At 58.6% G+C, this 18,376-nt stretch carries 18 protein-coding genes; 11 read left to right on the top strand and 7 right to left on the bottom strand.

Annotated elements, in window-relative coordinates:
• Positions 1-100: 100 nt before the first annotated feature.
• Positions 101-1,000, bottom strand: a complete 900-nt coding sequence (locus tag ACQY8Q_RS09005) for a LysR family transcriptional regulator (protein ID WP_428426277.1) — start codon at positions 998-1,000, stop codon at positions 101-103.
• Positions 1,001-1,710: 710 nt separating this feature from the next.
• On the opposite strand from ACQY8Q_RS09005, the gene odc2 reads away from it, so the two are divergent.
• From odc2 to ACQY8Q_RS08990, 3 genes are all read left to right on the top strand, one after another.
• Positions 1,711-2,844 (top strand): ornithine/lysine decarboxylase, encoded by a 1,134-nt coding sequence (gene odc2, locus ACQY8Q_RS09000; RefSeq protein ID WP_428426276.1) that lies wholly within the window; start codon positions 1,711-1,713, stop codon positions 2,842-2,844.
• 101 nt (positions 2,845-2,945) lie between these two features.
• Positions 2,946-3,524 (top strand): GNAT family N-acetyltransferase, encoded by a 579-nt coding sequence (locus ACQY8Q_RS08995; RefSeq protein ID WP_428426275.1) that lies wholly within the window; start codon positions 2,946-2,948, stop codon positions 3,522-3,524.
• A gap of 201 nt (positions 3,525-3,725) precedes the next feature.
• Positions 3,726-4,412 carry an OmpW/AlkL family protein gene (locus ACQY8Q_RS08990; RefSeq protein WP_428426274.1) on the top strand — a complete coding sequence of 229 codons (687 nt, stop codon included), beginning with the start codon at positions 3,726-3,728 and terminating at the stop codon, positions 4,410-4,412.
• 70 nt (positions 4,413-4,482) lie between these two features.
• Here the strand turns inward: ACQY8Q_RS08990 and ACQY8Q_RS08985 are convergent, their stop codons facing one another.
• Positions 4,483-5,649, bottom strand: a complete 1,167-nt coding sequence (locus ACQY8Q_RS08985; RefSeq protein ID WP_428426273.1) for a hypothetical protein — start codon at positions 5,647-5,649, stop codon at positions 4,483-4,485.
• Positions 5,650-5,912: 263 nt separating this feature from the next.
• Between ACQY8Q_RS08985 and ACQY8Q_RS08980 the strand changes: the two genes are divergently transcribed.
• The gene (locus ACQY8Q_RS08980; protein WP_428426272.1) at positions 5,913-6,218 is read left to right on the top strand and encodes a hypothetical protein; all 306 of its coding nucleotides are present in this window, start codon (positions 5,913-5,915) and stop codon (positions 6,216-6,218) included.
• A 301-nt stretch (positions 6,219-6,519) separates the two neighbouring features.
• The gene (locus ACQY8Q_RS08975) at positions 6,520-6,963 is read left to right on the top strand and encodes a glyoxalase superfamily protein (protein ID WP_428426271.1); all 444 of its coding nucleotides are present in this window, start codon (positions 6,520-6,522) and stop codon (positions 6,961-6,963) included.
• 10 nt (positions 6,964-6,973) lie between these two features.
• On the opposite strand, the gene ACQY8Q_RS08970 is transcribed toward ACQY8Q_RS08975, so the two are convergent.
• The 4 genes from ACQY8Q_RS08970 to ACQY8Q_RS08955 all read right to left on the bottom strand — a co-directional run bounded on the left by ACQY8Q_RS08970 (position 6,974) and on the right by ACQY8Q_RS08955 (position 10,646).
• Positions 6,974-7,540 (bottom strand): hypothetical protein, encoded by a 567-nt coding sequence (locus ACQY8Q_RS08970; RefSeq protein WP_428426270.1) that lies wholly within the window; start codon positions 7,538-7,540, stop codon positions 6,974-6,976.
• 62 nt (positions 7,541-7,602) lie between these two features.
• Positions 7,603-8,592 carry a WD40 repeat domain-containing protein gene (locus tag ACQY8Q_RS08965; RefSeq protein ID WP_428426269.1) on the bottom strand — a complete coding sequence of 330 codons (990 nt, stop codon included), beginning with the start codon at positions 8,590-8,592 and terminating at the stop codon, positions 7,603-7,605.
• Positions 8,592-9,710: a CobW family GTP-binding protein gene (locus ACQY8Q_RS08960; RefSeq protein WP_428426268.1), complete on the bottom strand. Its 1,119-nt coding sequence runs from the start codon at positions 9,708-9,710 to the stop codon at positions 8,592-8,594. Before ACQY8Q_RS08960 ends, ACQY8Q_RS08965 begins: the two co-directional genes overlap by 1 nt.
• Before the next feature lie 144 nt (positions 9,711-9,854).
• Entirely contained in the window at positions 9,855-10,646 is a 792-nt protein-coding gene (locus tag ACQY8Q_RS08955) for a creatininase family protein (protein WP_428426267.1), read from the bottom strand.
• A gap of 94 nt (positions 10,647-10,740) precedes the next feature.
• On the opposite strand from ACQY8Q_RS08955, the gene ACQY8Q_RS08950 reads away from it, so the two are divergent.
• The 3 genes from ACQY8Q_RS08950 to ACQY8Q_RS08940 all read left to right on the top strand — a co-directional run bounded on the left by ACQY8Q_RS08950 (position 10,741) and on the right by ACQY8Q_RS08940 (position 13,375).
• On the top strand, positions 10,741-11,241 hold the full coding sequence (locus ACQY8Q_RS08950; RefSeq protein ID WP_428426266.1) for a MarR family winged helix-turn-helix transcriptional regulator: 501 nt from the start codon (positions 10,741-10,743) through the stop codon (positions 11,239-11,241).
• 105 nt (positions 11,242-11,346) lie between these two features.
• Positions 11,347-12,375 (top strand): LacI family DNA-binding transcriptional regulator, encoded by a 1,029-nt coding sequence (locus ACQY8Q_RS08945; RefSeq protein WP_113246599.1) that lies wholly within the window; start codon positions 11,347-11,349, stop codon positions 12,373-12,375.
• A gap of 28 nt (positions 12,376-12,403) precedes the next feature.
• Positions 12,404-13,375, top strand: a complete 972-nt coding sequence (locus ACQY8Q_RS08940; RefSeq protein ID WP_428426265.1) for a 2-hydroxyacid dehydrogenase — start codon at positions 12,404-12,406, stop codon at positions 13,373-13,375.
• Between the two features lie 6 nt (positions 13,376-13,381).
• Here ACQY8Q_RS08940 and ACQY8Q_RS08935 read toward each other — a convergent pair whose 3' ends face one another.
• The gene (locus ACQY8Q_RS08935) at positions 13,382-14,140 is read right to left on the bottom strand and encodes a gamma-glutamyl-gamma-aminobutyrate hydrolase family protein (RefSeq protein WP_428426264.1); all 759 of its coding nucleotides are present in this window, start codon (positions 14,138-14,140) and stop codon (positions 13,382-13,384) included.
• Between the two features lie 441 nt (positions 14,141-14,581).
• On the opposite strand from ACQY8Q_RS08935, the gene ACQY8Q_RS08930 reads away from it, so the two are divergent.
• From ACQY8Q_RS08930 to ACQY8Q_RS08920, 3 genes are all read left to right on the top strand, one after another.
• Positions 14,582-16,891 carry a putative bifunctional diguanylate cyclase/phosphodiesterase gene (locus ACQY8Q_RS08930; protein WP_428426263.1) on the top strand — a complete coding sequence of 770 codons (2,310 nt, stop codon included), beginning with the start codon at positions 14,582-14,584 and terminating at the stop codon, positions 16,889-16,891.
• Positions 16,892-17,089: 198 nt separating this feature from the next.
• Entirely contained in the window at positions 17,090-17,869 is a 780-nt protein-coding gene (locus tag ACQY8Q_RS08925; protein ID WP_428426262.1) for an N-acyl amino acid synthase FeeM domain-containing protein, read from the top strand.
• Between the two features lie 221 nt (positions 17,870-18,090).
• Entirely contained in the window at positions 18,091-18,315 is a 225-nt protein-coding gene (locus ACQY8Q_RS08920; protein ID WP_428426261.1) for an aa3-type cytochrome c oxidase subunit IV, read from the top strand.
• Positions 18,316-18,376 lie beyond the last annotated feature (61 nt).

Here is an 18,376-nt window from a genome sequence, read left to right as displayed (position 1 = left end):
GCTGTCAGGATTCCTTTGGCTGTTTCGGGCGCAACGCCAACACGCTTGCAATGGATCTCAAATGGGACGGAATTGGGACTTGCCGCCGATTGTGGTCGCGTCAATTTTCGGCATTCTTGCGAAACCACTGATGCAGGAAGTCGACGAACGTGCGCACTTTGGTCGGTAGATAGCGCCGGTGCGGATAGATCGCGTAGATGCCGCGATCCTTCGGGATGTAATCTTCGAAAATGGAAACCAGCGTACCGGCGGTGACCTTGGGCCGGGCGATGAAATCGGGAACGCCGGCGATGCCCATGCCGGATTCCGCCGCGCGCACGGCCGCAAGCGGGCTGTTGACCTCGATCGGGCCGCCGACAGGAACGCTGAAGCCTGTGCCGTCCGCCTCGACGAAGCGCCAGTTGCTGTAGGACCGGCCGTTGGTGTCGATGATGCAGGGGTGGCGCGACAGTTCGGATGGATGATTAATCGGTCCGAACTCTTCAAGAAACGCGGGTGTCGCGCAGTACAGAACCTGGAAATCATCGAGCTTGCGGGCGATCAGCGTCGAATCCTCCAGCTTGGTGATGCGGATCGCCACGTCAAAACCTTCCTCGACCAGATCGACGAAACGGTCGTCGGAGATGATCTCCAGCGACAGTTCCGGATGCGCCTTGCCGAAATCGATCAGCGACTGGCCGATTTCCGCATCGACGAAGGTGCGCGGCGCGGAAATCCGAAGGCGGCCCTTGAGATCGGAATTGCTGGCGCGAACCAGATCGGCGAGGTTGTCGATCTCTTTGAGGATTTCCGAAGCTGTCCGGTAATAGGTGTGGCCGGCTTCGGTGAGCGAGAACTGCCGGGTCGTGCGGTTGAGCAGAAGCGCTCCGAGCTCGTCCTCCAGTTCCCGCACATATTTCGACAGCAGCGCCTTGGAGCGTCCGACGCGCCGTGCGGCTGCCGAAAATCCCTCGGCATCGACGACATCGATGAAGGCGCGAATGCGGGTCAGTGTATCCATCCGGCTGCTGTTCCTGCCTGCTTGGGCTGCCGCCCTGTTCGTGATTCGCTGTTTTAGGTTGTTGCAACGATAGACCGGCCTTGCTCAAAGGCGAAGAACTGTTGCTGCCGTTAACGTTTGGCAATTTGCCGGGCGCCGGCGCTGCGTTCCAAAAATGACCTTAAAACAAGACGTTGGTTTCTGCGAGGAGGCCGCTGAGATCGTTCGGAAAATCTGATCAAATTAACGGGTTCTGTTCCCCGTAAAAAATCAACAGCCATTTTGAAAAAAGTCTTGATTACGACAAGGTTTTTTCTTATCTCCGCTTCAGCCCAAAGTCGCACGTGCCCATGGCTGTCCGCCGACCCTCGAATTGGTGAGGAAATCGGTAAGGTACCTGGATTTAACCCCTCCAGTCGCTATTCCGGCCAACCGGAAAATGCGAGGACATCCGAAGCAACGACGGTGCGGGCCTTTTTGTTCTCTCCCTGCTTTCCATCAGCGGGGGTTACTGAAGAGGCACACCTTCATTGCCGGAAGTGCGGTAGGGTCATCCTTCCAATCAATGGCAGACAAAGCGGATCAAAGCTCTTGGCAGGGCGTTGTTCCATCATTCGCGCATCGTGCGCATGTCTGGATCCGGGGTCTCCACCGGCTGGTTCCGGGGCGTGTTCACGTATGTCCTTTGTCCTCCACGTTTTCGTGGAGCGTATCTGATTGAGGATAAAACCATGACGACTGCACGTATCATCGACTTCCTGAACACCCGACGTCCCGAAGGTCCTTGCCTTGTGGTTGACCTCGATGTCGTGCGCGACAATTTCAAGGCTTTCCGCCACGCGCTGCCGGATAGCTCGATCTATTATGCCGTCAAGGCAAACCCGTCGCCGGAAATCCTGCGCCTGCTCGCCTCCATGGGCTCCAACTTCGATTGCGCGTCTGTCGCCGAAATCGAAATGGCGCTTGATGCCGGTGCGACCGCTTCGCGCGTTTCGTTCGGCAACACTATCAAGAAGGAACGCGATGTCGCCAAGGCGTATGCGCTGGGCGTTTCGCTGTTTGCCGTCGATAGCCATGAGGAAGTCGAAAAGATCTCCCGTGCCGCTCCTGGCGCCCGCGTATTCTGCCGCGTCCTGACCGACGGCGAAGGTGCCGAATGGCCGCTGTCGCGCAAGTTCGGCTGCGTCCCGCAGATGGCTGTTGACGTTCTCGTCTACGCGCATCAGCTGGGCCTCGTCTCGCACGGCGTCTCGTTCCATGTCGGTTCGCAGATGACCAAGGTCGATGCCTGGGATTCGGCTCTTGCCGATGCCAAGCGCGTCTTTGTGCAGCTGGCAAAGCAGGGCATCGAGCTGAAGATGGTCAACATGGGTGGTGGTTTCCCGACCAAGTACCTGCGCGATGTGCCGTCGGCCGAAGCCTACGGCCAGGCGATCTTTTCGTCGCTGCGCAAGCACTTCGGCAATAACCTGCCGGAAACCATCATCGAGCCGGGCCGCGGCATGGTTGGCAATGCCGGCGTGATCAAGGCGGAAGTCGTGCTGATCTCGAAGAAGTCGGACAATGACAACCACCGCTGGGTGTTCCTCGACATCGGCAAGTTCGGCGGTCTCGCCGAAACCATGGACGAAGCGATCCGTTACCCGATCCGCACCATCCATGATGCCGACGAAATGGAACCTTGCGTGCTGGCCGGCCCGACCTGCGATTCGGCTGACGTGATGTACGAGAAGAACATGTATCCGCTGCCGATCACGCTTTCGATTGGTGACGAAGTTCTGATCGAGGGCACGGGTGCCTATACGACGACCTACTCGGCCGTGGCCTTCAACGGTTTCGATCCGCTGAAGTCCTACGTCATCTGATTGGCGTTATCCAAAAAGTCTGCTCCGAGTCAAGCCGGAGCAGCACCTTCACAATTTGTCGTCGATACCGTTTGAATCGGTTTTGAGTACGGGAGGCCAGGATGGCCGCTGTTCTTAATTCTGTCCGCGCTTTCTTTGCGCAGAATGCCTTCACCATCGATACTGAAAATCCGGGCGACGTCGTCGCACGCGAAAATCTGCTCGATCAGGTCATGGGCCCGAACCGCCGCCGCAAGTCGTCCGAGACGCTGCGCCGTGGCCGCATCCCGGCTGAAGGCCTGGCGCTGGTTGCCCGCGATCCGGATGGCCATGTCATCGGCACCGTGCGCCTGTGGAACGTTGAAGCCGGCGTTAGCCGCGAAGGCGTGCCCGTCGATGCGCTGATGCTCGGCCCGCTGGCGGTCGATGCCGCCTGCGAGGGTAGGGGCATCGGCGGTGCCTTGATGCGTGCGGCTATCGGCGAAGCAAAGACCCGTGGTCACGGTGCCATCCTGCTGGTCGGCGACGCGCCATATTACGAGCGCTTCGGCTTCTTTGCTGCCAAGGCGCAGCATCTCGTCATGCCCGGTCCGTTCGAGCGCAACCGTTTTCTGGCGCTGGAACTGAAGGACGGCTGGCTTGAGGGCGCTGCCGGCATCATGGTCGCAAGCGGCTGCGCCTTCGCCCGGACGGCACGGTAAAATCGGCTACATTTGAAAAGCCCTGTCTCAAGAAGGCAGGGCTTTTTCTGTGACATGGGTGCAACGGTCTTGGCCGGTTGTTTCCAGTTTGAGAAATTGCGCCGTCGCGTTTCTCGTACTTTGATTTGAATCAAAGCACCGGCGCCCGGTGGGCGTAGTCCTCCCTTGTCAAAGTCATTCGACATTTCAAGGAGAGGCAATATGAGATACGGGCGCGCAGTAATCGCTCCGCTGGCGGCGGGATGTGCAGTGTTTCTGGCGGGACAAGCCGTGGCGGCGGATTTGGCGCAGGTTCCGCTGGAGCCGGCCTCCATAGAGACCCTGACGGCCCGCAATCCCTGGCAGATACGCGTGCGCGCACTGGGCGTGGTCACGCGGGACAACGGCTCCATCGACGGTGTGGCCGGCTCCGATCTCCGTTATTCCGATACGCTGATCCCGGAACTCGATATCAGCTATTTTTTCACCGACAATATCGCGGCCGAACTGATCCTCGGTACCACCTATGCCAATATCAATGAGGATGGCGCGGTCGGTGTGCCGGTCGGCAAGGCTTGGCTGCTGCCGCCTACTCTCACGCTACAATACCATTTCACGGATTTCGGCGCGTTCAAACCCTATGTCGGGGCGGGCATCAACTATTCACTGTTCTACAATCAGAGTGAAAAGGCCGGTTTCAGCAATCTCGACGTCAATAGCCATTTGGGTGCGGCTCTGCAGGTTGGTTTCGACTACATGCTGGACGACAATTGGGGCGTCAACTTCGACGTCAAAAAGATCTTTCTCAAAACCGACTGGTCGGCCGATCACGATACGCTCGGTCCCTTGCGCGGCAGGGCCAAGATCGATCCCTGGCTGATCGGCACCGGCATTACCTATCGTTTCTAACCGGATCGCCTCGCGGCTCGGCTTCGCTATAGGGGTGCCCCGTTACTCGACGTGGCATCCCAAGCGTATCTTAGAATGAGCCGCTGACGCGGGCTGTGACCTCGCTGCCCTTGTAATTGTTGGCCGGGTCCGCCTCCGTCTGTTTGACATGGGCATAGCCGAATTCGAATTTCGGCTTCTTTTCCTCGCCAAGCGTTAGCTTGACCGAGATGTTCCGCGTCGTCCGGTCATAGACATAATAGACATATTCGCTTTCGCTGCGATCGTAGGCCAGCGTCACCTTTGCCCATGGGTTGAGCTGGCGGGATACCGAAATCTTGTAGCCATCGACGACCTCCGCCAGTGCATCGTCGATATCGCCGACGGTGATGTCATGTTTGTAGGCGGCGGCGAACTCCAGTTCGGCCGGAGCTTTCCATTTGGCTTCACCGCGCAGATAGGGGCGGCTCTGCCGCCCGCCGTGGCTGAGGTTGTCGCTGGACAGTACGATGATGCCCGCTTCGGCGATCAGCGACAGGCTGCCCGCGAATTCCTTGCCGTAGGCGAGGGAGCCGCGCAAGGTCGAGGCCGGAAAGCGGGCGTAGACGGCCTGCTCATCCTTATCGACCATCGATTGATTATACTCGAGACAGAGGCAGAGTTCGCCGCCCTTGGCTGCGATGAAACGGCTGGCACCGAGTGTCAGAAGTCCGACATCGGGATCCAGCTTGGCAGGCCGCAGCAGCTCGGTCGTGAAGTGCGCATCGCCTTTGAGCAATTGGCTTATCTTTGTCGTGAAGACGGTTTTGTCTCTAAACTCAGAGGTTGTAATTTTCCCGCCAACCTGAACGGCGCGGTCCACCGCCCGGTATCCAATGATGTTTCCCGGAAGTTGCAGGAGGACATCTCCGGAACTGTTGCGGATGTAGGAGCCCTCAAGCTCGACAATCGTGTCCTTCCCCAGTTTCTGAGCGTATCCAAGGTTGAATCCTGTTTCATGTGTGTCACCAAACCGGTAGGCGCCTGTCCGCAGCTCTTCCTGATAGATTGCATAGCTGAGTTTCGCGTCGCCCTCGCCGACCGTTCCCCGCAACTTGAGGGAACCTTGCCAGAATGGGCCAGAAAGTGGATCCGGACTTTCCAAAAGATTGCTCGAATAGCCCTGTCTGGTCCAATATTCGACAGTTGTCTCACTCTGCGCCACCGTTGCCAACGGCAGAAATGCCATGGTCAGAACGGTGATCAGTAAGGCGCGCATTCATGATTTCCTCAACGCAAGGTTTCTTAAGCACACTCTGGAGTTAGATGGTTAAATAACTCCTATGGTTGCCCGCAGGTATGAGGTTGAGCATCATTTCCAGCAAGTAGATCCATGAAATTTACCGATTGATAATAAATGTTAAAGTTGTATTTATTATGGTTAACAATTTATTATGAATTCTATATCCGCTTGAGTGTTTGGATTTACGGCATATCCTCTGGGTTGTGCATAAGGGATGTACGAACAACGGAGGTAAGATCATGAACTTCAAATCCGCATTCATCGCATTCGCTTCTCTCGCAGCTGTCGCAACAACGGTTTCCCCAGCTTCTGCCGGCGGCCTCTCGCTCAATCTGTTCAATGGCAAGGGCAACGGCATCGCCAATGGCGGCATCGTCATCGCACCGGCTGTGGGCGTTGGTGATGTCCTTTCCGGCAACAACGTTCTGAACGGCGTCTTGAACGGCAGCGGAAACGGCATTCTCAACGGCATCCTGTCCGGCAACAACACCGGTATTCTTGGTCTTGGCATCCTCTCTGGTGATGGTGGCAAAAAGCGCCGCTAAACACTTGAGACGCAGGGAGAGGATTCAGCCCCAACCTCTCCCTGCGGCCAATCGGGGCTGAATGACAACGGTGGGCGATACCTGATGGTACCGCCGGCCGTTTTGCGTTGGGCCGATATTTGACAGGATCTGCGCAATGGATTACATGCCCGGCCACGGGTGAGAGCCCCGGCCGTCCGCAAGCTCCAAGCTTTTGGTGAAGTCTCTCGTTTCTCTTCGGTCGTCCATTCTTGTGGCGTGCGAACGGTGGCAAGGCGGACTCCCTCCGAATGACTGCACGCTCCATGTTGGAGACTGAACGATGCGTGGATCGATCCCGCTTCCCTCACTGGATACCCTGAAGGATCAGGCCAAACGGCTGCGCGCCGGTCTTGCCGCCGACGGTCAGGATATTACCCATTCGAAATCGCTCGAGCTTCTGGCCACGCAATACGGCTTTCGCGACTGGAACACGCTGCATGCCGTGGTCGGCAACCGGCCGCCGCTCAATCCATGGATGCTTGGCTCACGGGTCAAGGGCCATTACCTCGGCCAACCGTTCGAGGCGACAATCCTTGGTGTGCAAGCGGTTACTTCCCAGCCTGGCCGCTACCGGCTGACGCTGGATTTCGACGAGGCCGTGGATGTGGTCACCTTCGACAGCTTCTCGGCTTTCCGCAAGCGCGTTCACTGCACAATCGACGAAACTGGACGAACGGTGGAGAAAACGTCGAACGGCCGGCCACAGGTGGAACTGGCGTGGTGAAAACGGATCTTCAGATTTCCGCGAGGAATGCACGTCCTCGCGGCGAAATCCGGTAGCCGCTCTGAAGGCTTTCCGTCAGGCCGAGTTCTTTCAGCTTGCGGATTTTTTGCTTGAGGACAGCTTTTTCAAAACCGATGCTCGCGGCAATTTCTCCGGCCGTGATGCCGTCACGCGCGGCGATCAGCCGAAGCGTTTGCAGTGTCCAGGGAATATCGCCATCGAAGGCAGTCAGGCGACGCTGTAGTTCGCTGCACTCGCCGGGGCCAAAGTCGGTGATATCACGCAAGACTACCCTCGGATCGGCGCCTTCTAGATGAAATGCGATGCGATAGAGGGTGCCCGTGCGTTGCCCGTTGATATCGGCAAGCAGCGCGTCGAGCGACGAATGGCCTGATCGGGGCGCATCCTCATTGGTGAGGTCATTCATGTCGACGACTGCGATCGCATCGATGGCAAGTACGCCGACGGCGGTGCGCAATGTACCGCCGGCCCGCACGGTTGGCTTCTGCCAACGCCGGAACGCCAGCGTTACGTCAGCTTTCGCGATCCCTGCGAGCACATCGTTTTTGAACAGCATCCAGCGGTTTTCGCGCGGCAGGTTCTGATCGTCAAGCCTGCCGCTGGTGGTCGGGCCCAGCGTTAGCCGGCGATATCGACCACGCCGCAATCGCCTGCTTCCGAACCGAAAGCGAGCTGCCTACCGTTCTTGTGCCAGGCCATGGCTGTAATGGCGCCCTTGCCGGGGCGGCGCAGCAGCACTTCCTTGCTGTCGGTGAAGCGCACCACCATGATCATGCCGTCGGCATAGCCGATTGCCGCGATCTCTTCGACAGGATGGCAGCAGACCTGCGTCACCATGATATTGGCGCGGGTGCCGAGTTCCAGCGGCGCCTTGCCCATCGGGCCGTCCTTGGCCTGGAAAGGCCAGACGATGGCGGCCGGCGCGCCGGAGGAGGCGAGCCATTTGCCCTTGGCAGACCACGAAATGGATTTGATCTTGGCCGGATAGCCGGTCATCCGCATGTGGCGAGTCTCGGCGCCGGGCTTGGTGTCGAGCTTCCAGCCATGCAGCGCATTTTCCTGCATGGAGGTGACGACGAAACGGCCGTCGGGCGAGAAGGTGACGCCGGTATGGGCGCCCTTCCATTCCAGATCGACCGGCTGACCAGCAATCGCCACCCAATGCAGTGAGACACCGTTATAACGGGCAAGTGCAATGCGCAGGCCCTTGGGCGCAAAGGCGATGCCTTCGACGGTGCGCTCTTCGGTGAAATCCTTGACGGTTCCATCGGCCAGCCGCACATGCGCGGTCTTGCCATAGGCATAGGCAACCGCACCTTGGGGCCCGGCAGCGACCTGCGAAATCCACTTGCGCGGAACATTGGCGAGTTCACTGGTGGTGCCATCTGCCTTGATGCGCAGAACCTTGCCGTCTTCGCCGCCGGTCAGCAGCGTGTCGGTCGCTTCGTCGCGAATGCAGGAGAGCAGACCCTCATGCGCCTCGACTGTCTTATGGCCGTGATCGAGGCGGTGGATGAGGCCGGAGGACTCGGCAAAGAACGGGATGTCGCCGAGAAAGGCCACGCCGGCGACGTGACCTTGAAGGTCGAGAGGAGCAACTGTCGGCATCAGTGGGCTGCGGCCTCGGCGGCGGGAACGGCTTCGCAGGCCTTGAACGTGCGTTCGAGCTTTTCACGATCGAGTTCGCGGCCGATGAAGACCAAACGGCTTTCGTGCTTTTCGCCATCCTTCCAGGCGCGCTGGTGGTCGCCTTCGATAATCATGTGCACGCCCTGAACAACGTAACGTTCAGCGTCGTCCTTGAAGGCGATGATGCCCTTGAGGCGCAGAATGTTTGGACCTTCCGTCTGGGTGATCTTCTGAATCCAGGGGAAGAAGCGGTCCGGGTTCATCTCGCCGCCGCGCAGCGAAACCGACTGTACCGTCACGTCATGGATCGGCGAAGGGGCGTGATCGTGGTGGTCATGGCCGTGATGATCATGATCGTGGTGGCCGTGATCATGATGGTGATGATCGTGGCCGCAATCCGGGCCGCAGGCATGGTCGTGGTGGTGATCATCGTGCTCGAGGAAATGCGGTTCGTTTTCCAGCGCCCGTTCCAGGCTAAAAGCGCCCTGATCGAGGACCTTTGTCAGGTCGATATTCGAGCGCTCGGTGCGATGAATACGGGCGGACGGATTGATCGCCCGCACCGTAGCTTCGATCTTCGCCAGTTCTTCCGGCGTGACCAGGTCCGTCTTGTTCAGCAAAATGACATCGGCAAAGGCGATCTGGTCTTCGGCTTCGCGGCTGTCCTTCAAGCGCAGGGGCAGGTGCTTGGCATCGACCAGCGCCACGACGGCGTCGAGTTCGGTCTTGGCGCGCACGTCGTCATCCATAAAGAAAGTCTGAGCGACCGGTACCGGGTCGGCCAGGCCGGTGGTTTCGACGATGATCGCATCGAAGCGGCCGGGACGGCGCATCAGGCCTTCAACAACACGGATGAGGTCACCGCGCACGGTGCAACACACGCAGCCATTGTTCATTTCGTAGATTTCTTCGTCGGATTCGACAATCAGGTCATTGTCGATGCCGATCTCGCCGAATTCGTTGACGATGACGGCGTATTTCTTGCCGTGGGCTTCCGTCAAGATGCGGTTCAAGAGCGTCGTCTTACCGGCGCCGAGATAACCGGTGAGCACGGTGACGGGAATGGGCTTGGCGGCAGCTGTGGTTGCTTCGGTCATGGGAACCTCGGAAAAATCGGGATGCCTTCGGGCATGGGGTTATCGCTGATATAGGAGATGGAGAGCGCCAGCGCAAATGCGAGCGCTATGTTCCAGCCGTTTTTCTGCGCATGCGATCAGGTCGCTGCTGACGTCTGCCGCTGCTCAGCGCAAGGTGGAGAGATCGAACGCGGCCACGTCCTCCAGCAATTCGATGATACCGTTCGCCGCATGGCCAATCAACTGCTCGCCACGCTTGGCCGTCGCAGCCGACGCGTCACCGGCAACACCCTGCGCGTTCAGGTCCGCCATCTTCCAGCCGAAGGCATGTGGGCCATAGGCGCTCAGATGTTTGAAATGATCGGCAAAGTCCGATTGGCGTGAGGTAAAGCGCTGTGCCTTCGCCATATCCACTCTGTCCGGATACATCGCCAGCATGACCGACGTCTCGATATCACCGCCGTGAATGTCGATCGCCTTGTCCGCCGGCCTGATCCAGCCATCCGGCTGACCAAACCGCGTCCAGCTGGTCGCCACCGCCAGCATGTTGAACCGGACGCGCGCCTCCGTCGCAACGATGGTCATCAGCGGTGAATTGCCGCCATGAGCGTTCAGCATGACAAATTTGCGGATGCCTTGTCCGTTGAGGTTCTGTGCAATGCCGAGCCAGCGCCGCACTGCCTCGTCGTATCCCAGCGAACGGGTGCCTTCGACGTCGATATGCTCAATCGAATAGCCGACAGGCTCTGTTGGCAGGAACGTAACGGGCAGGGCAGGCGGAAGGCGGGCGATGATCCGTTCCGCAAAACCTTCGGCAATCAGCGTATCGGTTTCGAACGGCAGGTGCGGTCCATGCTGTTCATGGGCGCCGAGCGGCAGCACCGCGATCCAGTCCGCTCTCTCGGCTGGCGGAAGATCGGAAACATTGTCTTTCCAACGCGGTGCGGGGACTGTCATGCTCCTGAGAGCCTTTCGGTTGTACTTGCGGTATGGCTGTCATTCGAGTCATACAGGTGACGGATGGCCGTGCAAGAAATTTGGTGGAGGACCGATGGGAAAGAAGAGCAAGGCCGAGAAGAAAGCCAAGGGCGGCAAGAAAAAGCGCCAGGACGTCGAAGTCCACGCACAGGACCTTGCATCGGTGCTGGTGCAGGCAGCGCGCTCGATGCGCACGGTTCTGTCGCGCAATCTGCTCGAAAGCGGCCTCTATGCCGGCCAGGACGGCGTCATGCTGGCGCTGGCCGAAACCGACGGGCTGACCGCCGGTGTTCTGGCGATGAAGCTCGGTGTCAAGGCCCCGACCATGACCCGGACAGTCGGCCGCATGGAAGCTCAGGGGTTTCTGGAGCGCCGGGCTGACGACGAGGATGCCCGGCTGACCAAGGTCTATCTCACCACGCTTGGCCGGGACCGCCTGCAGACGATTGCCGAAGCCGGCAAGATTTCTGAGGAAATGGCGACCAAGGGCCTGAGCGAAAAGCAGATCAAGACCCTGATGAAGTTGCTGCGCGCCGTCGATGGCAATCTTCAGGGCACAGCTGATACAGAATAGCTCTTCCTCCGATCCTGCCTTAATTGGCGATTGCGGCGGCAATTTAAACAGTTTAAAGAGGATTTAAAAATAGCGGTATTTAGCCGGGATATCTGAGGGGGAAACGTGGCGCAGAAGATCAAGCTCTCTACCATTGCGGAAACGCTCGGTGTGTCCACGGCAACTGTTTCCCTTGCATTGCGCGACAGTCCGCTTGTCGCCGCCATGACCCGCGACAAGATCAAGGAACAGGCCCGCGCACTCGGCTATATCTACAATCGCCGCGCCGCCAGCCTTCGAACATCCCGCTCCGGCATTATCGGCGTCGTCGTGCACGACATCATGAACCCGTTCTACGGCGAAATCCTGAAAGCCATCGAGGCCGAACTCGACCGCGACCGGCAGACCTTCATTCTATCCAACCATTACGATTCCGTCGAAAAGCAGCGCGCCTTCATCGAGACGCTGCTGCAGCTCGGTGGCGACGGTGTCATCATGTCGCCAGCCATCGGCACGCCGCCGGAAGATATCATGCTTGCCGAAGACAATGGCATGCCGGCCATTCTGATTGCCCGCTCGATCGAAGGCCTCGACGTGCCGATCTTCCGGGGTGACGATGCCTATGGCATTTCGCTTGCCACCAACCACCTGATCAGTCTTGGCCACCGCGTCATCGCCATGGTCGGCGGTACGGACCAGACGTCCACCGGCCGTGACCGCTATCAGGGTTACGTCAACGCGCTGCGCAAGGCCAATATCGATGTCGATCCAGACCTGCGCATTCCCGGCCCCCGCTCGATGCAGGGCGGCTTCGAGGCCGCCGTGCATCTGCTGTCGTTGCCACAGAAGCCGACGGCCGTTGTCTGCTGGAACGACCTTGTCGCCATCGGCATGATGAACGGCATTGCCCGCGCCGGTCTTGTGCCCGGCCGCGATGTGTCGGTTACCGGTTACGATGACCTTGAGGAAGCCTCGATCTCGACGCCGGCTCTGACCACTGTCTGGAACGGCCAGTCCGATGTCGGCCGCAGTGCCGCTCGTGCTTTGCTCGACAAGCTGAACGGCAGTCATGAGCCGGATGGCATTCACCTGATCAAGCCCGAAATGCGGATCCGCCAGTCGACCGGCCCGCTCCGGCCCAATCCCACCGAATAATCAGACCCAATTCCGCAAGGAGCACACCATGCCCAACGGCCGCCCGCGTATCCTCGTGCCCGGAAAAATGAGCCAGCGTGTGCTCGACCGTTTGCCGGTTCATTTCGAGCCTGTTTTCGTCGCGGCCGCTGATCCCGCGCTGGCGACGGCCGACCTTGCAGCCGGTGTTTCCGGGATCGCCGTCCAGGGTAAGATCGCGGCCGGGTTCATCGACGCTTTTCCCAATCTCGAAATCATCGCCAATTTCGGCGTCGGTTATGACGGCGTCGATGTTGGCCATGCGGCAAAGCGTGGCGTTACCGTCACGAACACGCCGGATGTGCTGACGGAGGAGGTCGCGGATACGGCCATCGGCCTGCTGCTCAACACGCTACGGCGTTTTCCGGCCGCCGAACAATGGCTGCGCCAGGGCCGCTGGGTGAAGGACGGCGCCTTCGCGCTATCGCCGCTGACGTTGCGCGGCCGCACGGTTGGGCTTTACGGCCTCGGCCGTATCGGACTGGCGATTGCGAAGAGACTGGAAGCCTTCGGTGTTTCCATTGCCTATCACACCCGCACGCCGCGCGAGGGGCTGGCCTATAGCCATTATCCAACGCTGAAGGGCATGGCTGAGGCGGTCGATACGATCATCGTGATCGTGCCCGGTACTGAAAGCACCCGGAAGACAATCAATGCTGAGGTTCTGGAGGCCTTGGGGCCACAGGGCGTGCTGATCAATGTCGGACGCGGCACGACAGTGGACGAAGCTGCCCTTGCCGATGCCTTGCAGAGCGGCGTCATCGCCGCTGCCGGCCTGGATGTCTTCGAAAATGAGCCGCATGTGCCCGAGGCCCTGCTGGCCCTGCCGAATGTTTCGCTGCTGCCGCATGTCGGCTCAGCCTCGCAGGCGACGCGCAATGCCATGGCCGATCTGGTCGTGGATAATCTCGTTGCGTGGTTCGAAACCGGCGCCGCATTGACGCCGGTCGCTGAAACACCGTTCAAGCGGAAGAATGCGTAAGAGCCGTCAGGCTTTCACTTTCGCCGCCGCATAGGCGCGCACCGCATCGCCGAATGCCTGAAACAAGGTCGAGGACGGAGCGTCCTTGCCGACCCAGTATTCCGGATGCCATTGCACGCCGACGGCAAATGCTTTTGCGTCGATAACGGAGACGGCTTCGATCGTGCCGTCTTCTGCGACGGCTTCGACAGCCAGACGCGGGGCGGCCTTCGAGATCGCCTGCCGGTGCAGCGAATTGACCTGCACTTCGCCGGCGCCGAGCACCGAGGCGAGACAGCTGCCTTCCTTGACGATAACGTTCTGGCGGATGCCATAGGCAATATCGAGTTCCGTCACATCCGGCTTGCGATGATCCGAAATGCCGGGCAGCTCCTGTATTTCGTTTGCCAGTGTGCCGCCCAGGACAACGTTCAGCTCCTGGATGCCGCGGCAAATGGCGAGCAGAGGCACGCCCCGTTCCAGCGCGCGGCGGATCAGCGGAAGGCTTGTCGCGTCGCGGCCGGGATCGAAGGGACCATAGCCCTCCGTCTCTTCCTGTCCATAAAGGGAGGGATGCACATTGGTGCGCGATCCGCTGACAAGGACACCATCCACCCGGTCGAGGATTTCGTCGGCGTCGTTGCCGCTCTCAAGGGCTGGAACGAGAAACACCATGACGCCGGAGCCTTCAACGGCCGCACGGACATATTGATGAGGTGTGGCGTGCCAGACATTACCGTCAAATTCTCTGAAATCAGCGGGTATGGCAACAACGGGTTTTGGCACTGCTGGGTCTCCACCTGCGGCACGCTGCTTCGCTCGAAGCGCGGTCTCATTTCACGTTATCAAGCCATTGCCGCCGAAGGCAAGGGTAGTCAATTCTGGTGGCGGCAGCACCGTGCGTAAACCGGTTGCCTGCAACTGGCAAGATCTGGCCCTTTGCCTTAGAATTGGAGTAACCATTGCAACAGATAAATCGCCGGGCAGAGATCGGAGGAAGCTTCCGCACCGCCTCGCTGCGAATAACCTGTTTGCGGTTGAATCCATGCACGGTTGTAGAAAAGCAATAGTCTTTGGGGTTGTCTGCAATACTGGGTTGAAATATTTCAATACCGCAGCATCTGGACCGCACACCCCAATATATGGGAAGATTTTTTCCGGTAAGCGCGCGAAATCTTTCGTTAAACCCTCGGGATTAACACTTCGCCAAACCGGAGCAGGGGGTTCATGAAGTCAAATGAACAGAGCGCTCTTCCGACCGATGTGTATCTTTCGTTCGTAAGCTCGCTCTACGATTACCGTCAGACATTGTTGATCGGCATGCTGTCGCATGTCGTGACATTCCTGCTCGTCTTTGCAAAAACCAGTGATCCGTTTTTCATCGGCTGCGCGATTGCGATTGTGCTGATTTGGTTCGTCCGTGGTATCGACATGCGCCGGTTTGATCGCGAAGATCTGGCGTCGCTTGATTTTGAAGGCATCCGCCGCTGGGAAAACCGCTACAATGCCGGTGGTGTCTGCGCCACCATGACGCTCGGTACGGCCTGCGGATACGCCATTCTCGTCACTCAAGACCCCTTTGCCGAACTTGCCTGCATTTCCGTGACGCTCGCCACGATGGTGTCGCTCGTCGGCCGTAATTACGGTTCGGCCCGGGCGGTCGTCGTCATGTCCCTGTCGGCCTGCGTGCCGATTATCCTCGGCCTGCTTGGCCTGATGGACGGGTTCATGGCCATTCTGGCCGTGTTGATCGTACCGTTCATTCTCACCACCTGGTCGATGGCGCGCGGGGTGCGCGAAACCTTGCATAAGAATGTGCTGGCTGCGCGTGAAATATCGACGATTGCCGGCCGGTTTGACCTCGCCCTCAACAACATGCCGCATGGCCTGTTCATGCTCGATGCCGACAATCGCATTCTGGTCGCCAACCGGCGGGCCTGCGAGCTCCTCAATCTGGGTGATCGGGAACGCCTCAAGGATTGCCATCTCGATGCGGTGTTGCGCTACGGCGTCCGCCACACCTTCCTGGAACAGGATCAGGCCAAGCAGGTCCTGAAGCAGCTGGACCAGTTGATGCAGGGCATGCAGTCGCGTGCTCTCATCCCTTTTTCTGACGATCTGTTCCTTGAGTTTTCCGCCAGCCGCCGCGCCAGTGGCGGTATCGTGCTGATCTTTGAAGATGTGACGGCGCGTGTGCGGGCGGAAAAGAAAATCCTGCAGATGGTGCGGTTCGACACGCTGACCGGCTTGCCCAATCGTGACTATTTCGCCGAACTGGTCAGCAATGCGCTGGTCGATCAAAACCGCACCGGGCTGACTGGTTTCATGGTTCTTGATGTTGCCGAGTTCAAGCACGTGAACGATACGCGCGGCCATGTGGTCGGCGACAGGTTGCTGTGTGCAATCTCGGAGCGATTGAAGAAGGTGACGGGCGACAAGGCGGTTGCGGCACGCCTGATGGGCGACGAATTCGTTCTGTTCTTTTCAGGCGAAAACAACCGGCGTGTTCTGGAAGAGCGCGTGCGGTCCGTGCATGCGCAGATGCGCGGCGCTTATCTCGCCAGCGGCTTTACCTTCAATATATCGATGAGCGCCGGCTATGTGATTGCCGACAGTTCCGACTTCCGGCTGGAAGACATGCAGATCAAGGCCGATCTCGCGCTGTTTGAAAGCAAGAGCCGTGAAAAGGGAAGCTGCACCGCATTCGAAGCCGAAATGGATGCGAACTATCTCGACCGGCAGAAGTTGAAGACCGATTTGCGCGAGGCGATTGAAACCGGCGGGCTGTCGATTGCCTATCAGCCGATGTTCCTCGCCGATGGTTCGCGCATCGAATGCTGCGAAGCGCTGGCGCGCTGGACCCACCCCGAGCGTGGTCCGGTTCCGCCGGATGTGTTCATTCAACTGGCCGAGGAAATCGGCGTGGTTTCCAGCATTACCAAATTCATGCTGCGCCAGGCGTGTCTCGATTGCCTGAAATGGCCCGGCCACATTGCCGTTTCCGTCAATCTCTCAGTCCTTGATCTGCGCAATGGCGAAATCATCCCGATCGTCATGGATATCCTGTCCGAAACCGGGCTGGATCCGTCCCGGCTTCACCTGGAAGTGACGGAAAGCTGCCTGATGGAAGAAGCGGCGAAGGTGCAGACCATCCTTCAGGAACTGCGCGCCCGGGGCATCACCATTGCCATCGACGATTTCGGGACGGGATATTCCAGCCTCAGTTATCTTGATGCGCTGCCGCTCGATATCATCAAGATCGACCGTTCCTTCGTGCGTAATATCCGCGAGGACGCGCGCCGCTTCAAGCTTTTGCGTGGCATGGTCAATCTGTCGCGTGAGCTTGGCTTGAAAATCGTCATCGAAGGCGTCGAGACCAATGATCAACTGGCGCTGATCAAGCAGTACAAATGTGCCGACCTGATCCAGGGTTATGTCTTTGCTGCCCCGATGCCGTCGCTGGCTATCGAAAGCCTGTCGGACACGTTGCTGAAGAAGCTTTCCGTGCCGAAACGGCGCAACCGGCGCATTGCGTAGCTTTCCAGTCTTTACTCTGCTGTTGACTGTGGCCCGGCCCTGTAATCGTCTGGGACGCCTGAACACCACCTGTTTCAAGGTGTTACGCGGACAAAAAACCCAATGGTAATTTAGCATTAACTGTCTGTTAACCTTAACAAATGGTTTATGCTTAATAATCTATTAAAACATTGTGAGGTGCCCCCGTTTGGAAGATGAATGCCCCCTTCAACGGGGGCGTTTGATGAAATGAAAGCGGAGCAGCAGAACAGGTTTTCAGAGCGACTGCTGGAACTGTTGGATCATGTCGAATATCGACGGGTCGAAACGGGGGAGGACATGGAAGATGTCGCCCGTATCCGTTTCAAGGCCTACAAGATGGCCGATATACTGCCCTTGTCCGGCACGATGCTCATCGACGACATCGATTTCGACAGCCATGCCTATGTTTTCGGAATCTATTTCGAAGAGAGGCTGATCAGCACCGTGCGGGTACATCATGTGACGCCGGAGCATCGGATCAGTTCGTCCGGGTCCGTCTTTGGGGCGGAGATAGACAGTTTTCTCGATGCGGGCCTGTCATTGATCGATCCGGTCCGGCTCGCCGCCGATCCGGAAATCCTGCGGGAAATGCCGGCCATCCCCTATCTCACTTTGCGTGTAGCGACCATGGCGTCCGAGCATTTCGACGTCGACCGCTGCCTGTCGCTGGTGAAGCCGCAGCATGCGGCGTTCTACAAGCGGGTCTTCGACGCCGACACAATTGTCTCGCCGCAAAAGAACTGTGGTGACTACAAGATCGATCTGACGCTGCTCGCAGCCCGTGTCCGCGAAATCCGGCCCTGGCTCTATACCCGGTTTCCGTTCTTCGATTCGGAACCGTTCGAGCGGCGCATGATGTTCGGTGATGACCGGGAGGCTCAGTATGCACCGCTGACGGTGCTGCCAACAGCGCGTCTGGCGTTGACGATGCAAAGCCGCGCGCGCAGCCAGGCCTGATCCGGCTTTTTTGCTGCCGCAGCGGTCGTCTGATCAACCGTTATGCCGCATGGCGCGCCTGCAGTTTTCGTTGCGTTTGGCTGTGGCTTTGTGTAAGGCCACCTATGCGCAATCGATGCTTTCGGGCACTCTGGATGCGTATAGAATGGAAGAGAGACGAGATGCCGCGCTCGCCGCCAAGGGCAGAGTAGGGTGCGGCTGAATTTCAGGGAGATATGACGATGGCTGAACATCACTCCGGACCGGCCGAACTGGGTGCACCGATGGATTATGCCGAACACGAGAAGACCTACAATTTCTTCCTTGAAGGTACGAAATTTGTGACGATTTTCTGCGTCGCGCTGCTGATCGCCATGGCTGCCGGTTTCTTCACCAGCGCCGGCTTCTTCACCGCTTTCGCTCTCTTCGTTCTCCTCAACATCGCCGGTTTCGTGCTTCTGCGCTGAACGGTTTTCCATAGTTTTGACAAGAGCGGCACTTGGGAGTGAGGTGCCTGCTCGACCATGG

This window comes from Pararhizobium sp., from assembly GCF_965279435.1.
Taxonomy (GTDB): domain Bacteria; phylum Pseudomonadota; class Alphaproteobacteria; order Rhizobiales; family Rhizobiaceae; genus Pararhizobium.
The sequence above is the reverse complement of the archived record's forward strand: the minus strand, read 5'-3'. Positions and strand labels throughout refer to the sequence as shown.

Bases quoted from the DNA above. Each gene is read 5' to 3' on its own strand.
- ACQY8Q_RS09005 (WP_428426277.1), bottom strand. From the start codon at position 1,000: ATGGATACACTGACCCGCATTCGCGCCTTCATCGATGTCGTCGATGCC.
- odc2 (WP_428426276.1), top strand. From the start codon at position 1,711: ATGACGACTGCACGTATCATCGACTTCCTGAACACCCGACGTCCCGAA.
- ACQY8Q_RS08995 (WP_428426275.1), top strand. From the start codon at position 2,946: ATGGCCGCTGTTCTTAATTCTGTCCGCGCTTTCTTTGCGCAGAATGCC.
- ACQY8Q_RS08990 (WP_428426274.1), top strand. From the start codon at position 3,726: ATGAGATACGGGCGCGCAGTAATCGCTCCGCTGGCGGCGGGATGTGCA.
- ACQY8Q_RS08985 (WP_428426273.1), bottom strand. From the start codon at position 5,649: ATGCGCGCCTTACTGATCACCGTTCTGACCATGGCATTTCTGCCGTTG.
- ACQY8Q_RS08980 (WP_428426272.1), top strand. From the start codon at position 5,913: ATGAACTTCAAATCCGCATTCATCGCATTCGCTTCTCTCGCAGCTGTC.
- ACQY8Q_RS08975 (WP_428426271.1), top strand. From the start codon at position 6,520: ATGCGTGGATCGATCCCGCTTCCCTCACTGGATACCCTGAAGGATCAG.
- ACQY8Q_RS08970 (WP_428426270.1), bottom strand. From the start codon at position 7,540: ATGCTGTTCAAAAACGATGTGCTCGCAGGGATCGCGAAAGCTGACGTA.
- ACQY8Q_RS08965 (WP_428426269.1), bottom strand. From the start codon at position 8,592: ATGCCGACAGTTGCTCCTCTCGACCTTCAAGGTCACGTCGCCGGCGTG.
- ACQY8Q_RS08960 (WP_428426268.1), bottom strand. From the start codon at position 9,710: ATGACCGAAGCAACCACAGCTGCCGCCAAGCCCATTCCCGTCACCGTG.
- ACQY8Q_RS08955 (WP_428426267.1), bottom strand. From the start codon at position 10,646: ATGACAGTCCCCGCACCGCGTTGGAAAGACAATGTTTCCGATCTTCCG.
- ACQY8Q_RS08950 (WP_428426266.1), top strand. From the start codon at position 10,741: ATGGGAAAGAAGAGCAAGGCCGAGAAGAAAGCCAAGGGCGGCAAGAAA.
- ACQY8Q_RS08940 (WP_428426265.1), top strand. From the start codon at position 12,404: ATGCCCAACGGCCGCCCGCGTATCCTCGTGCCCGGAAAAATGAGCCAG.
- ACQY8Q_RS08930 (WP_428426263.1), top strand. From the start codon at position 14,582: ATGAAGTCAAATGAACAGAGCGCTCTTCCGACCGATGTGTATCTTTCG.
- ACQY8Q_RS08925 (WP_428426262.1), top strand. From the start codon at position 17,090: ATGCCCCCTTCAACGGGGGCGTTTGATGAAATGAAAGCGGAGCAGCAG.
- ACQY8Q_RS08920 (WP_428426261.1), top strand. From the start codon at position 18,091: ATGGCTGAACATCACTCCGGACCGGCCGAACTGGGTGCACCGATGGAT.